Genomic DNA, 14594 nt, shown 5'->3' with positions numbered 1-14594 from the left:
ATATGAGGACGACCAGACATTGTAATTCTCTCCTTTACTTTTTACACAAGTCTATCACATCTTTAAAAAAATGGTATAATAAATCTAAACCGCCAGCATGAGGCACGTCTGGAGAAGCAATGAACTCCAACCCCTGGTCTCGAAGTTGCGATATTTTATGCTCCAATACCAACTCTGCGATTTGGACAACTGAAGCGGTCACAGAGAGCGATCGACCTAACACTAATTCAATTTCAGCAGTTGGTAGCCCTAGACTCGAAACAGCCAGCCGCTTTTTAGCAGCTACCGGATCTGAACCAAAATCAAGGGAACAATTGCGATCGCAAAAATTATCTACAAGAACTTCGACTTCAAAACGATCGGGTAACGGACATTTGAGTAGAGGAATTAATGGACTTAGCTTTGATGGCAATTGGATGTACTCGCCCAGCAGTACCCAATATTGGTCGGCCCAACGCCCTTTCAGCTCAAAGAATGCGTTAGCCAATTGAGAATAACGTCGGACAAGAGGCTGTTCGGTACTGTCTGACTCCAAAATGTCCTCTAACAAAAAGATACCGGCGCAGTCATTTTCCAGCAGAAATTGCAGGACATCACTCTCGACAGATAGCTCAGTTTTGCATAGGACGCATTCACTGTTATACGTTTCCGAAATATCTGAAACGCTTGTCAAGTCTGAATGACCACCTAATTTCGGGAGATGTTTATCCAAACACCGCACCTGTTGAAGAGTTGCATAGCCGGGATTCCAATAATAAACAGGTAAACAACACTCACTGGCGTACTGATGAAATGATGACAAGATTTTTTGGCGATCGGCACTGTAATATTCAAGGGCAACTATGGGAGTTTGAATGACTATTAAATTTGACCAATTATTGAAAGTTTTCATGATTCATATACAACTCAATACAGGATGTTTAACATAAAAATTTAACTAACATAATTAAGATTTAACTTCCTACTAATGAGCGAAATACGCCCCCTCAACTGGAGGGGGTAATTGTGCCTAACGGCACTCATAAATTGATGTTAAGCAAGTTAAATTGTCAATCATGGTCACAACTAAAAAACAAACCGCAGCCACTCCTATTCGTTCTCAGTCACCAGTGCCTGCTAAATCTAAACCGCCTGAAAAGCAGAACAGTCAAACAGTCGGCAGTAACAATGGAGCCAAATCTAAACCTCAACCTAACCTCAGCCCGGAGCAACTTGCTGGCGAGCTAGTCAAACAGATTCGGAATACAATTCATAAGAAGTACGGTGTGACAATTCAGCGTCGCGATAGCCGTATTTCGACAAAGGTTGGCCACGCAATTCGCGAAAAACTGGGATTGGATATTCAAGCTCAGTTGAATAAGCGCAACGGTAATGGCAATGGTAAAAAGTTCGACTGGCAAGATTGGAACAATATTGTGTTTCCCAAGCTAGTTGGCCGACCAGATGAACTCAAGTATGATGTCGAAGTTGTTGCCTTAGCGATGAGCCAACTTTACGATACAATTGCTGACAACCCACAAGCTGCCATTGCCGATTTAATGGAGTTCAATGCTCAAAGCTTAAAGCGTCGCAACGAGTTAGCTAAATCCTCTGAAGAAGATACTGAAGAACTCGATGACGACGACGAACTCGATGATGAAGAGGATGAAATTGATGACATACTCGATGAAATTGATGAGGATGACGAAGACTCCGAAAGCGATGAGGACGAGGATGAGGATGATGACGATGAGGAGGATGATTTTAGTTTAGACGAAGACGAAGAATTTGAGGAAGACGACGAATAATTGCTAAAGTTTGATTAGAAAGCTCTGCTGAAAAAGCAGAGCATTTTTTTGCCTCTATCGAGGCCTTTTCCATGAATCGCGATGCTGGGTAATGATTGTCGCCACCGTCCGAATCAGGACGCTCTGGGAAGCAGACCCAACAAATTCACAATCAAGGAAATTTTGACCTTGGTTGTGAATTGGATTTTACCCGCCCACCCACCACTAATTTTTTTGAATTAATTGTAATTAGCGAACTGTCGTCGCTTTAGTTGTGAAGAAAAAACACGCTTGAGGGTTAATCATGGCTAATCGCAAATCCGCTCCAACTCCGATGCAAAAGCAATTTGCAGAAACTCTTGAAGAACAACGATTCGAGATGTTTTTGCACGTTGCCCGCGAGTTAACGGGACGTTCCAAACAACGACAGTTGCAGAAAGGTAAAGCTCTTGACTGGGAAGCGTTCAATACTTGGTTTAACAAGCAATATGAAGGCTACTCGGCTGACGAGATACTTGAAGAAATCTTGAGCAACGTTTACTGGCTTTCATCTGAGCAAGCAGTGATTGACTTGCACTTCCGTTATATCGAATCGGCAGTCAAAGCTTCTCATAAGAAAAAGGTAACTGACGATAATGAAGAGATTGATGATTTTGTCAAGTAATCAATGACGACCCCCGATAAAGGGGATAAAATCCTGCTTGGAGCAGGATTTTATTGGCCCGCCCACCCACCGCATCAGTTCGATTTGCGACATTTACGGTCGCATTCTCAGAAGGCTTTAGTTAAACGTTAAGCTGTTCGGCATTTAAAGGAGGATAGTAGGGTGCGTCAGTACATAAGCGTTTCCCATGTATAGTCAGTGTTCTACCCGTGGCACCTTACCTGGATCGTTAATGGTTTAAATGCTCCACAGCTTACCTGGATATAAGCTAGATAGCAGCATATCTGCCGGCCGCGACGAAGATTTGTTGTGCGGTTAATTGCAAGTCTGGAAACATTGAGGAAATAAGCCGATCGTCATTTTGAAACAAGTGTTTTTGATACTCGTCTTCTCGCAGCGTACAAATTGTAACTGTCGGCTGTTTGGGTTTGCCAATATATTCTCTGCCACCAATGCCCAAATAGTCAACAATCCAATACTCAGGCACTCCAAGCAGGGCGTAATCTTCAACTTTGCGAGCGTAATCGTTCTGCCAGTTGGTGCTAACGACTTCAGCAATCAGTTTAATAGAAGAACCTGATGTAATTACAGGTTCTTGTTGCCATAAAGGTTCATTAATTAGTCGAGTTTGGTCTAATACAAGCACATCGGGGCGAAAGGCTGTTGCTGTTCCTAATAGTTTGATGAGACAGCGAGGGGGGATAAGGTACGGTAGATCCAGGCGGTCAATTTCTACATTCAGCTTTCGCCCGATCAACCCGGATACTTGCTCGTGGGGCCCTGTTGGTTCCATTTCGGTTAATTCACCATCAATCAGTTCGTAGCAATCACTGTCGCCGTAGTTGGTAATAAATTCATCAACAGTTATAAGTTTTGGAGGTGAGTGAACCATTATATTTTTCCTGATACATTTACACGGCACAAAACCGTAACTTTTAAAAAGTTTTTACCTATAAAGAGCCCGTCATTACTATCAATAAAACTTCTAGTAACGAGTTGATAGAAAGTTTTTTTATCTAACCTCCCTTTCCATATCTGGCGATTAGTTACTTTTTTCACCATTGCCAAGGGGAATCAGACCCCGGCCAATCTGTTCTATCAACTCGTTGAGACTCAATCCGCGTTCAATGGCGATCGCACGAATTCCCTCCCATCCCACCGACGTTACCTGAATATTCCTTTGCTTCTTGGGTTCTTCATAGCGAGGTTGTCCGCCTGAGCGGTTGAGATTGGCTAACGAGTTGGGATGAGGCTGGATTCCTTTACTAGGTGGCATAGCGTTGATAACGTTTCCCTTTTTCAACTATTTTCGCATTTTCTTGACGGTCTTCGACAGTCGCTATGTTATCGTTGAATAATTCAACGAAAATTCAGCCCGCGCCTAGCCATAAGCTGCGTACAATAGTCAGCGCGGGCGCGACTGGCATGAGACAAGCGAGTCAGGAATGCGTCAAATGCAATCAGAAGCCGACAATCAAGAGCAACAACCGTTAATCGTTTTGCCAGGGGGTGTTGGTGTGTACACCTCCTTCGTTGCGGAAGAACTGCGGATAGACTCTGAATTCCAATCCCTCATCCCTCCCCTAAGTAAGGGCGAAAAAGCAGCCCTGCAAGCCAGTATTCTGGAGGAAGGATGCCGCGACCCGTTAGTAGTCTGGGTCGAGGAAAAGCTTCTCATCGACGGTCATAACAGGTACGCTATATGTACCGCGCACGGCATACCCTACCAAATTGTAGAGATATCTTTTGACAGCCCGAACGCAGTCAAGGTCTGGACAATCGCCAACCAACTGGGGCGGCGCAGCCTGACACCGGAATCTGTTAGTTACCTGCGGGGCACTTGGTACGAACTGATCAAGCAATCTCGCGGGGGCAAGCGTTTGGCAAACTGTCAAAATGACAGTTTGACAGATGAAACAGCGCGAGAACTGGGGGAACAGTTCAAAACTTCTCCCAGGACAATTTACCGGGATGCCAAATTTACTCAAGCTGTAGATGCCCTCAGTTCTATTGGAGGAGACGAAGTGAAGTGGAAAATACTGACCCGCTCTGCTGGGCTGACAAAAAAAGAAGTTATCGCCTTAGCTGCTGAGGTACACAGCCGTCCAGCCAAGGTTGCCAAAGCTTTACAGGGGCGCGGCCTGGCCCCCAAACCTGAAAAGCAACCTGCCATCGCTCACCACCTGATGCTTAAAATGGGTGCCTTAGTGGAAGTGTACGCGCCAGATCGCGAAGATGTTAACGGCAGATTGGGCCGCATTCACTCAGTCGGGGAGAAAACCGCCACTGTGTGGATGCGACACATCCCCACCGTTACTATGCACTTGTACACCTTCAAACACTCGGCTCTTACTGCTGTACCGCTCGAAAATCAACCCGAACTTCAAGAAATTTGCGATCGCACTGACCGACTTCACAAATTAGGAATCTAGATCCGTTTGAAGTCGAAATTCTGAACTTGTTAGAAAGAACAACGCCTCTTACTCCCACCGAATTGCAGTATTTAGCTAGTCAGACGGGAATCCCCACACTATATCGCTTCGATTAGTGTGGATGACGAGATGAACAAATCTTTATTTGCCAACATCGTTACTTGACATAATTATTAAATTACTGCTTGACACAATATAGTTTTTTCTGGTATTTTTATTCTCAGCAAATGCGTAAAGGTCGTAGCGCAATGAAAGTAACATATCAGTATCAGTTCTATCCCAACACCATTCAAAAGTTAAGCCTAAATTATTGGTTGAGAATTTGTCGCTATTGGTACAACAGGCAGCTAGGCGATCGATTTGATTGGTGGGAGAGTAACCGGACTGCTATAAATGCTTGCCCATTAGTTTCTAGCATCTCTACGCCTCGTGAAAAGCCTAACTACTATTCCCAAAAACAACAATTACCAGTCATCAAAAAAGACCTAGTAAAAGTCTTCCACAGTGGCGAGCTATTGGACTTCAAGCAGGTAGATTCAACTATTCTGCAAGATGTTTCTAAGCGAGTAGATAAAGCCTTTGAGTGGTTTATCGTAGGGGACAGTAAAGGCGGGCGATCGGGTAAGCCCCGATTCAAGACTGAAGCGGATTACCGGACGATGACTTTTTCTACGGCTAATAACGACTGGATTAAGCTGGTTCGCAAGAATTGGTTTTATATCCGATTGCCGAAGTTGGGTGTCATAAAAGTTCGGATGCACCGCCCAATCCCCAATGGATTCACTATTAAGCAAATTAGTGTAACTAGAAAGGCTGACGGTTGGTTCATCCAGATAATGCTTGAAGACGCTTCAGTACCCCAGTTTATTCCTGATAAAGTTACCCCAAACTGGGATAACTCAATTGGGTTGGATGCGGTGCTACATGAAGATGTCTATTTAGCAACATCGTCAGGGGAAAAGCTACCTTCGTTGAAACCGCTTCGCAAAAACCAAGCTAAGTTAGACCAGATATCAAGGAAGCGGAACAAACGGAAGCGCGGTTCTAAAGCCCGACGGAAATTAGCCAAAAAAGAAGCGAGACAGCACCAAAAAATAGCGCGTTGTCGCCAAGATTTCCACTACAAAACAGCTCACAGACTTGTCAGGTCTGGAGCTAAATTCTTTTTTCATGAGGACTTAAACTTAAAAGGCTTAACAAAACGGAATAAAGTTAAGCAAGATAATGAGGGTACTTACCTCCCAAACGGTCAATCAGCTAAATCAGGATTAAATAAGTCTTGGCTGGATGCTGCGTTCGGTCAGTTTTTTAAGACGCTGGAATACATAGCCGAAAAAGCTGGATCAGTCGTCGTTCCGCAAAAACCTGCTTATACCTCAATGGTTCTGTGCTATCGGAATGAAATTGTTTTTACCGATTGCGGTATACGAAACTATTGGGATGAGCAACATTCTTTAATGGTCGATCGCGATGTTAACGCCGCGATTAATTTAAAGAGACTTGGGTTGGGCATTTTCCCAAGGAGAAAACGCCGTAGCGGGAATCTTTCTATAGTAGGAACTATAGATGATAGTACCGCGAAGGAAATTTTGCACACCCTTCATCGGGCTGCAAAGATGCCCACGTCATAGCTGTACTCAGCTTGACGTGGGAGTATGTCACAACAGATTGAGAACAGACACAAGCTTGATTGAGTACCTTGCAACTATTTTTCCTTTTGGCAACAGCAATAACTTCGGAAATTTTAGTTGATTCACTTGATACTTCAAACACTGAGTCAATCAATTTTTGTTGAGTTGCTAATTGTCGCAGTGAATAACAAGCTATTGCTCGCACTCGCTCGGGAGACTTGCTAGCATTTTTGGCAGCAAACGGTCCTCAGAAAGCACTCAGTACAATCTTAATCTGTTCCGATATTGGGTATGTTTGACTCAAACAGTAATCCCAAACCATCTTATCGAATGGGTCGTCTAGTGCAACTAAAACGCCCGATATTTTCGACTGCACTTGCTTCGGATTTTGGTCAGATAACGGCTGATTGTTCAAATTGGCAATCATAGATTTCTCCTGTTAAACTAACTTATTTACATCCCATTAGCGACTTTTGTACCGCGGTTCCCGCTGTAATGCGGTACACTTAATGAATCCTCAACATTTAAGAAATTAGTTTGTTAATTGTTGCTACTGTACCTCATAAAAGCGGGAACCGCTGTATTTGCCATCAAGGAACAAACTTTCGTTCTTGAGGGGAGCGAATCCACAAAGTACAAAATCCTTTTTGTGCAGGTTTACCCTCTACTGTCAGCGTCACCCCCAATCGATTTATCTCAGTTTCACACAATTTTTTGTCACCTTTTTCGCTCAACAAAGCTTGATTCCAGCTCATAAGTTGGCGAGCATATTTCCCTTCATTGCTTGTTGCCCACTGAATTGTATCCGCGTTCTTGCGAGCAAACTGACCCTCTTTGCTCAGCCCCCATTCGAGCGCTACGGCTTGTTCTAAAGTGAGCTGGCGCGGCCCTTTTGGGTCGAGTTCAGGCGGTGGAATGAACCGGGGCACAGCTAACCCGATAAAAGCGCCGATCGCCATTGCCCCTAACACCACCCCGCTCCCAAAAATCACCGACCAAATATCGTGAGCAACTTTCTCTAAAGCTGCTTGTCGCACTAGGGTGTAAACTGAGTTAGAAATGTGGCGATGTTGCACCTTAACAGCCGCTTTTCCCTGCCGTTCTAAAAACTCCCTGCTTTCTTTTTCCCAATTTTCAGTAAGCTGGCGAACTTGTTCCAGTTCTTGAGAAATAACAGCTTGAGAATCTTTCAAATCACCTTGCCATTGAGATTGCCAATTCTTGAAAAACTGGTCAATCTCTTGTGGTTTTTTTTCTAACAGCAGTTCGAGTTGACCTGTAGCCAGCAATACGATAAAAAGCGGGTCATTTTTATTGAGACCGTATCGGTAAGCTGTCTGAATGACATGAGAGCGAAATTTGGAGTCTTTGCCCTTGAGTACCTGGCTGATTAGTGACTCAGTATCTCTCTCGTACATGGGAGGGGCAGATAAAGGATCTCTGTTCAGAGCTTCTCTTTCCCTCGAATCATCGTCTATGAGTTCCCAAAACTCCTCTTCATTTAGCTTACTCCCATTTGATTTCAACTTTTCTTCTACTGCATCTTCTGGGACTGTATCTGGAGAATCGGGCAAATTTTGCGAATTTTCAGCGGATTGTAGGGAATTATTTTTGGTATTATTAAGTCTGCCCTGTTCCCTTGGCGTTTCCAATATCTCGCCAAACTCTTCAGAGTCAACTTCGGAAAGTTCTTCTAAAAGTCGATCGGACATTTAACCTCCTACCTAATCAAAATCATAATCTTTATGCTGTTCTGCATCGCGCATTCTATAGTGTGAACTCATATTTTGTCCGTCTCCTAACGAGTTCATCACCCATTGACTGTAAAATTTACAGGAATACCCGCAAATTATCGGTTTAGACACTATCTGTAGTATTAAGATGTGTTTCGCCACACCCAGCCCGCTGGCCCAGTGGTGAAGAAGTTTTTGAAACCCTGGAAATCTCGTAGCGGGCGATCGATCTTCTTACTTTCAGAATTTAAACGCAATAAACAACGTTTATTGCTAATATCCAACGCCTGGGATAACACAACTGCGTTGATTGCACTCAGCCAGCGGGCTGGTTTCGGCACACCCTATCAGTAGAGTCTGTGCGTAAGCCTTAATTTAGATTCTTAAAAGCTTACGATACCTTTTTTACAAATTACAGCCTCCTGAGACTTTACAACCTGTTGCTTATTTAGTTACTCATTTTGTTGCTCATTTTCTCTCTGCATTTCCTCATTTTTTTTTTGTTCATAGGGAGCGATAACTTCTTTTTTATTGCGATTAGGCGCGTTGTTAAACAAGCCTACATCTTCTATCAGACGGAAACAGTCTTCCAGAAAAGTATGCAATCGCTGCTGACTAATCAAGAAGAACTCTGAGTGTTTCATTGCTTGAGAAAATGACAACCGCTTCGTATCAATAAACTTGCGCTCTCTTGCACTCAGCGCCGGCAAATCTACGACAGGAATTCGGTAATTATTAATGAGCTTGTTCATTTCCTTATGGCTTTGTACGTGCGACCAATCTTTGCAAACTCCAAAATTGCGGACAAAAATGTGATTTAGCTGACCTTCAAAGTAGTTGAAAGAGTCAATAAACATTTCAATGCTGTCCGTCGTGCCACCGCAAATAAACCACTTGCATACATCAACTCCTGACTGCTCTTTAAAATCAGGAGAAGTTAAATTAGCTTCGTCAATCCATTTGTTGATAATGCCGTAAACCCGAGCGGGTAAATTGACAATCACAGGAGTTTCTACTGCTGTTTCAAAAATAATATCGATATCGAAAAACTTCTCTTCATCCTCAACTAAAGCTACGATTTTTGCATTGTGTTCAGGATAGCGCTGCTGCACGTCAGGATTTTGAAAATCACCATCAATTAACGTGTACAGCAGTTCATACTTCTGATTGAATTCAACCAGAATCCGAGTTAGCATCGACTTGCCAACGCCACCTTTCTCGCCGTCAACCAAGTGAATCATGTTAGTCATTTCATTCCTCCTTGCGGGATGTCGATGTCTATTCAAGACTTAATAATTTTTAACTAAAGCTAGGTCCGACCATTGCCGGATCGAAACCAGCTAAGTTAAATGCGCTGTTTTCAAACTCAATTTCTCCCGCAAATTCCTCGGGTTCTTTTTCTTCGGGCAAACTTGCGGGATTTGAACTCTCAGGGGCAGTTAATTCCGTAGCAATAGATGTACTTGGATTCGACAAGTGAGAGAAAGTAGCTAAAGGAATTAAACCCGAAGAAATACCAGGGGCAATTACTCCTAACTCGGTACAGTTAAATCCCGCATCTCGGCAAACTTCATCTATCTGCCTGAGCAAAAAATTAATGCTTTCTCGCCTCAAATACTCTAAGTCTGTACTAGAATGACTACCGCTATTGCGTAAAGCTGCTAACAGCCACCGCGCTTTGATTAGAGGTAAAATCGTTTCTTTGAAGCTAAAAAAAGGATGATTTTGCAGGTAAGATAGCAAGATAGCGTCTTCGGAATCTGGCAAAACTTGACAGCGCCAGCAAAATTCCTTGTAACGTTTTCTAGGCATAATTCCTCACCTTCTTTCCCGCACCTCGGTAGGGCCCTCCCAATAAGAGAGCTGCATCTAAGTTTGCTTCTGATTCCTCTAATGAAGGTTCTGTATTCGACGACGACTCATGACTCAATTTATTAGAATCATCTAAGCAGCTATCTTTGATACTTGAATCAGCCTTTTGTTGAGCGCAAATTTCAATTTTTTGTTCAGTAATATCTTCAGTTTTTTGTTCAGCGGGTTCTTCAATTTTTTGTTCAGTAATATCTTCAGTCTTTTGTTCAGTAGATTCCTCAAATTTTTGTTCAGTAGATTGCTCTGATTTAGCGTGAGTAAATTGCTCAAATTTTAATTTAGTAGGTTGCTCGGATTTTGGGTGAGTAGGTTGTTCAGATTTTAGCTTGGTAGATTGTTCAGATTTTGGCTTGGTAGATTGTTCAGCACATTCTTTTACACTCTGTATATCAGTTGTAGGCACTGGAGCATCTCCTGAACTGGAAGTTGTATCTTCTGCCCTCTGAGAAGTTGCCGCAACAGACCTTTGCCTCAGTACCTCAAACTGAGATTTGAAGTAAGAAAATAGTCCGTAAACATCAGCTATGCGACAACCTAAACCATCAGGATCGAGCGTTTTTGGCACTGTTATACCTGCGTGCCAAGATAGCGAATAATGAGAAAACTGATTTCGCAGTTCTGGCTTCATATATTCAGAAGTCCCCCCGCAAAATACAATTTCATCTAAATCGGGCGGCAGCACTTCATTAATCCAATGAGATAGCATTCGAGCGTAGTCGAAGCGAGACAGCTTGACTGCTTCAATCAATTGGTCAACTTCTCGATCTTTCGCTGTCTCCTCTCGATTCCGAGCAATTCGGTAAAAGTAAGGGCGGTTGTAGCTTACGCCCGCTTGAGCGATTGATAAAGCCAAACGGGAAGCATCGTAGTTAGAGGTTCGCTCTTGAACTAGATCCACCAACCTTACCATTCCTAAGTCTGAAGTTTTGCCCTTACCGACAGCACCGCGTGCCGAAACTATTACCGAAGCATTGCGAAATCCTACCATAACAAAGGCAGTTACCCGCTGCTTGAAGGCTGAACCTAAATTACTGTTGTGGATCAAAGCAATGCCGCCACCTTCTTGCAAAGCTTGGGTTTTGTCCAGGGTGACGGATAGCTTGCCTGTGGGTGTTTCAAATGAAGCAGAGTATTGACTTAAGAGCTCAAAAAATTGCTTGGAGTCATTAAATTCGCCTGGGGGCAAGAAAACGGAGATCGCAGTGCTAAATTGATTGCCTAAATTTAACTTCCGCGACACTACCCACAAAGCTGCTAGAGCTTTGTACAAAGCGCTACTGTACTTCAGTCCCGCCAAACCGATGTGAGCATTGAATTGCGATGCTGCCAGGTAGCCAACGGCTCGGCATTCATTACCAATTGCCACCCAAGCAATATTTTCGGGAGATGCTGATGCGAGGTTGGGTTGTGTGAAACAATTGGCTATGTCTTGGCTCACTGGCCCCACCTGCGATTCCATTACAAAGGAGCTTGCTTTACTGCCTGCTTGCGAGCTTTGGCAGAAAACTCTAGTAGATAAGCCGCCAAAATCTATAGCCAGAATCGCATCTGGTATTGATGGTTTTTTCTTCATGAACGCTGGCTTTTATTACGTTATAAAACGATAGTATTGGCTTCCATTTAAGTCTGACCTCACCAAATCCGGTGGTTTTGGATAATTAAAATAGCCCCCTCCAAATGGCGGGGACAGGCTGCCTTTCAAGGAAATTATCTCGGTTTTTGCCTATTGCTTTGCGCTTTATACAAAGAGCAATTATGTCAATTTTGCGCTAAGATGAAAGGCAAAAGATTGATTTTGATAACTATCCTGTCTTCGTTTAACCTGAGATATTGCACCATTGTTAATAAATGGTTTTTTGTTGGTGAGAGCGGGTTTCTTTAACCTATTTGCATAACAAAGCTGTTGACAAACCCGCACCTATAGCTAATTAAAAATGGTACACTATGTGAGTTCAACTAAAGTTAAATCCGGTTTGGGGGAGCTTCAAATAAATTTACATGCCAATTTTTTTATCTTTAGGTCGCAAGCGTTGAAGCAGTTGTGCTAATTATTTAATACAATTCGCTTGGAATAATAACAATCGGACTTCCTTTCATAAGTCTGTATCTCGTCGCATAAATTCGTGAAATGAAATTTGCATGAAAGGGCTAACACAAGCGTATTGTTCTTTAAGATCCTTTGATATTTTCATTTTCCAAGTCTTTGGAACCATCCATTATATTCCAATCAATGTCATCATCAGGAAAGAGCGATAATTGCCCGGGCGAGACGTTGGATTGCCCGCGGTTGTGGTAAGAAAGATGACACGCAGTACAAAGGGCTATTAAGTTTTCTGGGCGATTGTCCTCCGGTATTCTGTTGCGGTGGTGCACTGTCAAAGTTAGGGAACATCGTTCGGACTTGGTTAAGCCACTTTTCTTACCGGGTCGGAGGCATTGTTGGTTGCACTTAGCGCAGCGCCAGAGCGCACTTTCTTTCACTGAGAGCGCAATCTCTTGCCAATTCTTTGGATACCTTTTGGGTTTTGCCATAGCTCATTTCTCACAATTGGCGCGATCGCTTTTGTTGCCATTACTCAGAATACCGTCTCATCCGAGCATAAAAGCGATGGCTCCGCCCCGGCTTACGCCTACGCAATCGGGGAGTTTGGGCATGGCGGGCGGGTTGGGGGTTTGGGATTTGGTTTGGCTCGAAATCTGGGTTGGCGGCGATCGCGGTGAGCGTGCTTTGTAGCTCAAGCTCCTATCAGTTTTTTCACTCCTTCAAGATAGAAAAGCCTGAGACGTTCGCCCAAAGTAGTCAGATCTGGCTCGTCGCTTAAAGGAGTTCTTAATAGTTCAACTTTCTCTCCATTTACCTCTGCTAACAAAACAAGTTCGTTTCCTGTTGCATATCCTGTAAACTTAGGAAAAAAATCATTTGGTGAAACTGCGTTGGTAATGCCGTGACCTTCCGAAAACCTTAGCTCGGCCCAATCTATGTTAATTAGTTCAAAATCGCGACTTTTGAAGTACATTCTATTGTGAATTGTACCAAAACCTTCGCCAAGTTCGCCTGCAACAGTTTTACTCATATTATAAAGCTCTTTATTGAGCTGTTGAGCAAGTATTTTAAAAGACTGGCGTCGGGCGTAATCAGATGAAGTTGATACTTTATTGAAGATTCGAGCAATATATTTTTCGGCATTGCAAGCCTTCTGATTTGTAGAAATGCAGTCTATCAAGGTTTGCTGTAGCTCGGGTATGGATTGCCAGCGGTAGTCGATTTGAGTTCCAAAAGCTCTGTCAAAAATTCCATTCACTTTAGCCAGTAAATCGTCAGGATGTTTCGCCAGAGCTTTTTGGCTTTCCGGTCTTTGATGGGGCTTTCTTTCTTCGCAGTCGAGCAAGGTGACGGGATGCGAGCCGGCGATCGCAAAAAATAATATCCCGCAGCATTGCGTAATATCTGCCCTGGGGTCGCGCTGCATACTGCTATTTACCTGAAGCTCGGGAAGTGCTAAAAATCTGTTTCCCAGTTGCTGCCAAGCGGGGGTTAAAATAGTTTTGTCAGTATCGGATTCATTAAACGATATGCCAAAATCTATAAGAACTGGAGCGGGAGCATCTCAGTTATGCAATAAGTATTTATACTCAGGCAGAAATTATGAGAGAATAGGACAAAATAAGGAAAAATAGATGACCGCCGAAGAAAGTAAAATCTTACAAAAACATTTGCAAGCTGCTGCCGCCATACTTCTCAAGAAGGCGTTGCACAATAGCAGTATGCTATCGATAGCACGCCCGCAAGGAACAAACATATTTCAGCTAGTAATAGGCACAGTTTTATGCTTTAAGTAATAAATGACTAATCGAATTGATAGGGCTAACATCAAGAGAGACTTAGAGTAACAAAGAGTTTTTCTATGTAGGCGTGATAAATAATGCCTAAGCCTTGTATTTTCTCCTTCAACGCGGGTCATATAAGTTTTACTAACAATGTGGTCAGTCTCGTCAATAAACTGGGGATAAACAACATAACCATCCGTAGCATAAAAAAAACATTTCCACCCTTTAATAATTTTCCATAAGGGCTTAAATGTTTCTGCGGATCTGTCACCTATCGTCCACGCTAAAATTCCTGCCGACCCTTTATTCACCGCCGTCGCTCGCCAAATCTTGTTTTTTTTATTGCCCACAAATGTTTGCAATTCATCTATTTGCGCCACTTCGGGAATCTCGTCATAATCTGGCTGTTGGGCCAAACTTAACCCAGCCAATTTAACCCAATTAATAACAGTGTTATGACTAACACCAGTTAGTCTTTCTATCCGACGAAAACCATTCCCTTCAAGGTAAAGATGCAGGCAATATTTTTTGACAGACTCGGGATAGCCTAGGGGCGAGTAGCTATCAATAAACTGGCGACGACAGTTTTTACAAAGATAATTTTGTTTACCTCTTTTATGGCCATTTTTCTTAAGATTACTAGATTGACATTCAGGACAAATCATAGC

16 protein-coding genes are annotated in these 14594 nt (G+C 43.1%); 5 read left to right on the top strand and 11 right to left on the bottom strand.

Features of this window, described 5'->3' with window-relative positions:
- Positions 1 to 34: 34 nt before the first annotated feature.
- Positions 35 to 892, bottom strand: a complete 858-nt coding sequence (locus tag QUA77_RS10870; protein ID WP_333450127.1) for a hypothetical protein — start codon at positions 890 to 892, stop codon at positions 35 to 37.
- A 163-nt stretch (positions 893 to 1055) separates the two neighbouring features.
- Here QUA77_RS10870 and QUA77_RS10865 point away from each other — a divergent pair, with 163 nt between their 5' ends.
- Entirely contained in the window at positions 1056 to 1787 is a 732-nt protein-coding gene (locus QUA77_RS10865) for a hypothetical protein (protein WP_333450126.1), read from the top strand.
- Positions 1788 to 2070: 283 nt separating this feature from the next.
- The gene (locus QUA77_RS10860) at positions 2071 to 2430 is read left to right on the top strand and encodes a hypothetical protein (protein ID WP_333450125.1); all 360 of its coding nucleotides are present in this window, start codon (positions 2071 to 2073) and stop codon (positions 2428 to 2430) included.
- A 268-nt stretch (positions 2431 to 2698) separates the two neighbouring features.
- On the opposite strand, the gene QUA77_RS10855 is transcribed toward QUA77_RS10860, so the two are convergent.
- The gene (locus QUA77_RS10855; RefSeq protein WP_333450124.1) at positions 2699 to 3322 is read right to left on the bottom strand and encodes a Uma2 family endonuclease; all 624 of its coding nucleotides are present in this window, start codon (positions 3320 to 3322) and stop codon (positions 2699 to 2701) included.
- Between the two features lie 150 nt (positions 3323 to 3472).
- Positions 3473 to 3706 carry a hypothetical protein gene (locus QUA77_RS10850; RefSeq protein ID WP_332949736.1) on the bottom strand — a complete coding sequence of 78 codons (234 nt, stop codon included), beginning with the start codon at positions 3704 to 3706 and terminating at the stop codon, positions 3473 to 3475.
- A 178-nt stretch (positions 3707 to 3884) separates the two neighbouring features.
- On the opposite strand from QUA77_RS10850, the gene QUA77_RS10845 reads away from it, so the two are divergent.
- Together QUA77_RS10845 and QUA77_RS10840 are read left to right on the top strand one after the other, a co-directional pair.
- The gene (locus QUA77_RS10845; protein WP_333450123.1) at positions 3885 to 4862 is read left to right on the top strand and encodes a hypothetical protein; all 978 of its coding nucleotides are present in this window, start codon (positions 3885 to 3887) and stop codon (positions 4860 to 4862) included.
- A 248-nt stretch (positions 4863 to 5110) separates the two neighbouring features.
- Complete coding sequence (locus tag QUA77_RS10840) at positions 5111 to 6493, top strand: transposase (RefSeq protein WP_333450122.1); 1383 nt, start codon at positions 5111 to 5113, stop codon at positions 6491 to 6493.
- A 247-nt stretch (positions 6494 to 6740) separates the two neighbouring features.
- On the opposite strand, the gene QUA77_RS10835 is transcribed toward QUA77_RS10840, so the two are convergent.
- From QUA77_RS10835 to QUA77_RS10810, 6 genes are all read right to left on the bottom strand, one after another.
- Entirely contained in the window at positions 6741 to 6920 is a 180-nt protein-coding gene (locus QUA77_RS10835; RefSeq protein WP_333450121.1) for a hypothetical protein, read from the bottom strand.
- A gap of 163 nt (positions 6921 to 7083) precedes the next feature.
- Positions 7084 to 8205 carry a DUF6753 family protein gene (locus QUA77_RS10830; RefSeq protein ID WP_333101071.1) on the bottom strand — a complete coding sequence of 374 codons (1122 nt, stop codon included), beginning with the start codon at positions 8203 to 8205 and terminating at the stop codon, positions 7084 to 7086.
- A 473-nt stretch (positions 8206 to 8678) separates the two neighbouring features.
- Complete coding sequence (locus QUA77_RS10825; RefSeq protein ID WP_333450120.1) at positions 8679 to 9476, bottom strand: mobilization protein MobD-like protein; 798 nt, start codon at positions 9474 to 9476, stop codon at positions 8679 to 8681.
- A gap of 49 nt (positions 9477 to 9525) precedes the next feature.
- Positions 9526 to 10038 (bottom strand): hypothetical protein, encoded by a 513-nt coding sequence (locus tag QUA77_RS10820; RefSeq protein WP_333264406.1) that lies wholly within the window; start codon positions 10036 to 10038, stop codon positions 9526 to 9528.
- Positions 10031 to 11671: a hypothetical protein gene (locus QUA77_RS10815; protein ID WP_333450119.1), complete on the bottom strand. Its 1641-nt coding sequence runs from the start codon at positions 11669 to 11671 to the stop codon at positions 10031 to 10033. Before QUA77_RS10815 ends, QUA77_RS10820 begins: the two co-directional genes overlap by 8 nt.
- A 596-nt stretch (positions 11672 to 12267) precedes the next feature.
- On the bottom strand, positions 12268 to 12630 hold the full coding sequence (locus QUA77_RS10810) for an HNH endonuclease (RefSeq protein ID WP_333450118.1): 363 nt from the start codon (positions 12628 to 12630) through the stop codon (positions 12268 to 12270).
- Between the two features lie 76 nt (positions 12631 to 12706).
- On the opposite strand from QUA77_RS10810, the gene QUA77_RS10805 reads away from it, so the two are divergent.
- Positions 12707 to 12832 carry a hypothetical protein gene (locus QUA77_RS10805; RefSeq protein ID WP_333450117.1) on the top strand — a complete coding sequence of 42 codons (126 nt, stop codon included), beginning with the start codon at positions 12707 to 12709 and terminating at the stop codon, positions 12830 to 12832.
- Position 12833: 1 nt separating this feature from the next.
- Here QUA77_RS10805 and QUA77_RS10800 read toward each other — a convergent pair whose 3' ends face one another.
- Together QUA77_RS10800 and QUA77_RS10795 are read right to left on the bottom strand one after the other, a co-directional pair.
- On the bottom strand, positions 12834 to 13568 hold the full coding sequence (locus tag QUA77_RS10800) for a hypothetical protein (RefSeq protein ID WP_333450116.1): 735 nt from the start codon (positions 13566 to 13568) through the stop codon (positions 12834 to 12836).
- Positions 13569 to 13901: 333 nt separating this feature from the next.
- The gene (locus QUA77_RS10795) at positions 13902 to 14591 is read right to left on the bottom strand and encodes an IS1 family transposase (RefSeq protein WP_333450129.1); all 690 of its coding nucleotides are present in this window, start codon (positions 14589 to 14591) and stop codon (positions 13902 to 13904) included.
- Positions 14592 to 14594: the final 3 nt, after the last annotated feature.

This window comes from Microcoleus sp. K5-D4 (assembly GCF_036704575.1).
Classification (GTDB): Bacteria; Cyanobacteriota; Cyanobacteriia; order Cyanobacteriales; family Microcoleaceae; genus Microcoleus.
This window is presented reverse-complemented; position numbering and strand designations above follow the sequence as displayed.

Bases quoted from the DNA above. Each gene is read 5' to 3' on its own strand.
- QUA77_RS10840 (WP_333450122.1), top strand. From the start codon at position 5,111: ATGAAAGTAACATATCAGTATCAGTTCTATCCCAACACCATTCAAAAG.
- QUA77_RS10845 (WP_333450123.1), top strand. From the start codon at position 3,885: ATGCAATCAGAAGCCGACAATCAAGAGCAACAACCGTTAATCGTTTTG.
- QUA77_RS10830 (WP_333101071.1), bottom strand. From the start codon at position 8,205: ATGTCCGATCGACTTTTAGAAGAACTTTCCGAAGTTGACTCTGAAGAG.
- QUA77_RS10855 (WP_333450124.1), bottom strand. From the start codon at position 3,322: ATGGTTCACTCACCTCCAAAACTTATAACTGTTGATGAATTTATTACC.
- QUA77_RS10800 (WP_333450116.1), bottom strand. From the start codon at position 13,568: ATGCAGCGCGACCCCAGGGCAGATATTACGCAATGCTGCGGGATATTA.
- QUA77_RS10815 (WP_333450119.1), bottom strand. From the start codon at position 11,671: ATGAAGAAAAAACCATCAATACCAGATGCGATTCTGGCTATAGATTTT.
- QUA77_RS10795 (WP_333450129.1), bottom strand. From the start codon at position 14,591: ATGATTTGTCCTGAATGTCAATCTAGTAATCTTAAGAAAAATGGCCAT.
- QUA77_RS10865 (WP_333450126.1), top strand. From the start codon at position 1,056: ATGGTCACAACTAAAAAACAAACCGCAGCCACTCCTATTCGTTCTCAG.
- QUA77_RS10850 (WP_332949736.1), bottom strand. From the start codon at position 3,706: ATGCCACCTAGTAAAGGAATCCAGCCTCATCCCAACTCGTTAGCCAAT.
- QUA77_RS10810 (WP_333450118.1), bottom strand. From the start codon at position 12,630: ATGGCAAAACCCAAAAGGTATCCAAAGAATTGGCAAGAGATTGCGCTC.
- QUA77_RS10835 (WP_333450121.1), bottom strand. From the start codon at position 6,920: ATGATTGCCAATTTGAACAATCAGCCGTTATCTGACCAAAATCCGAAG.
- QUA77_RS10870 (WP_333450127.1), bottom strand. From the start codon at position 892: ATGAAAACTTTCAATAATTGGTCAAATTTAATAGTCATTCAAACTCCC.
- QUA77_RS10805 (WP_333450117.1), top strand. From the start codon at position 12,707: ATGGCTCCGCCCCGGCTTACGCCTACGCAATCGGGGAGTTTGGGCATG.
- QUA77_RS10825 (WP_333450120.1), bottom strand. From the start codon at position 9,476: ATGACTAACATGATTCACTTGGTTGACGGCGAGAAAGGTGGCGTTGGC.
- QUA77_RS10860 (WP_333450125.1), top strand. From the start codon at position 2,071: ATGGCTAATCGCAAATCCGCTCCAACTCCGATGCAAAAGCAATTTGCA.
- QUA77_RS10820 (WP_333264406.1), bottom strand. From the start codon at position 10,038: ATGCCTAGAAAACGTTACAAGGAATTTTGCTGGCGCTGTCAAGTTTTG.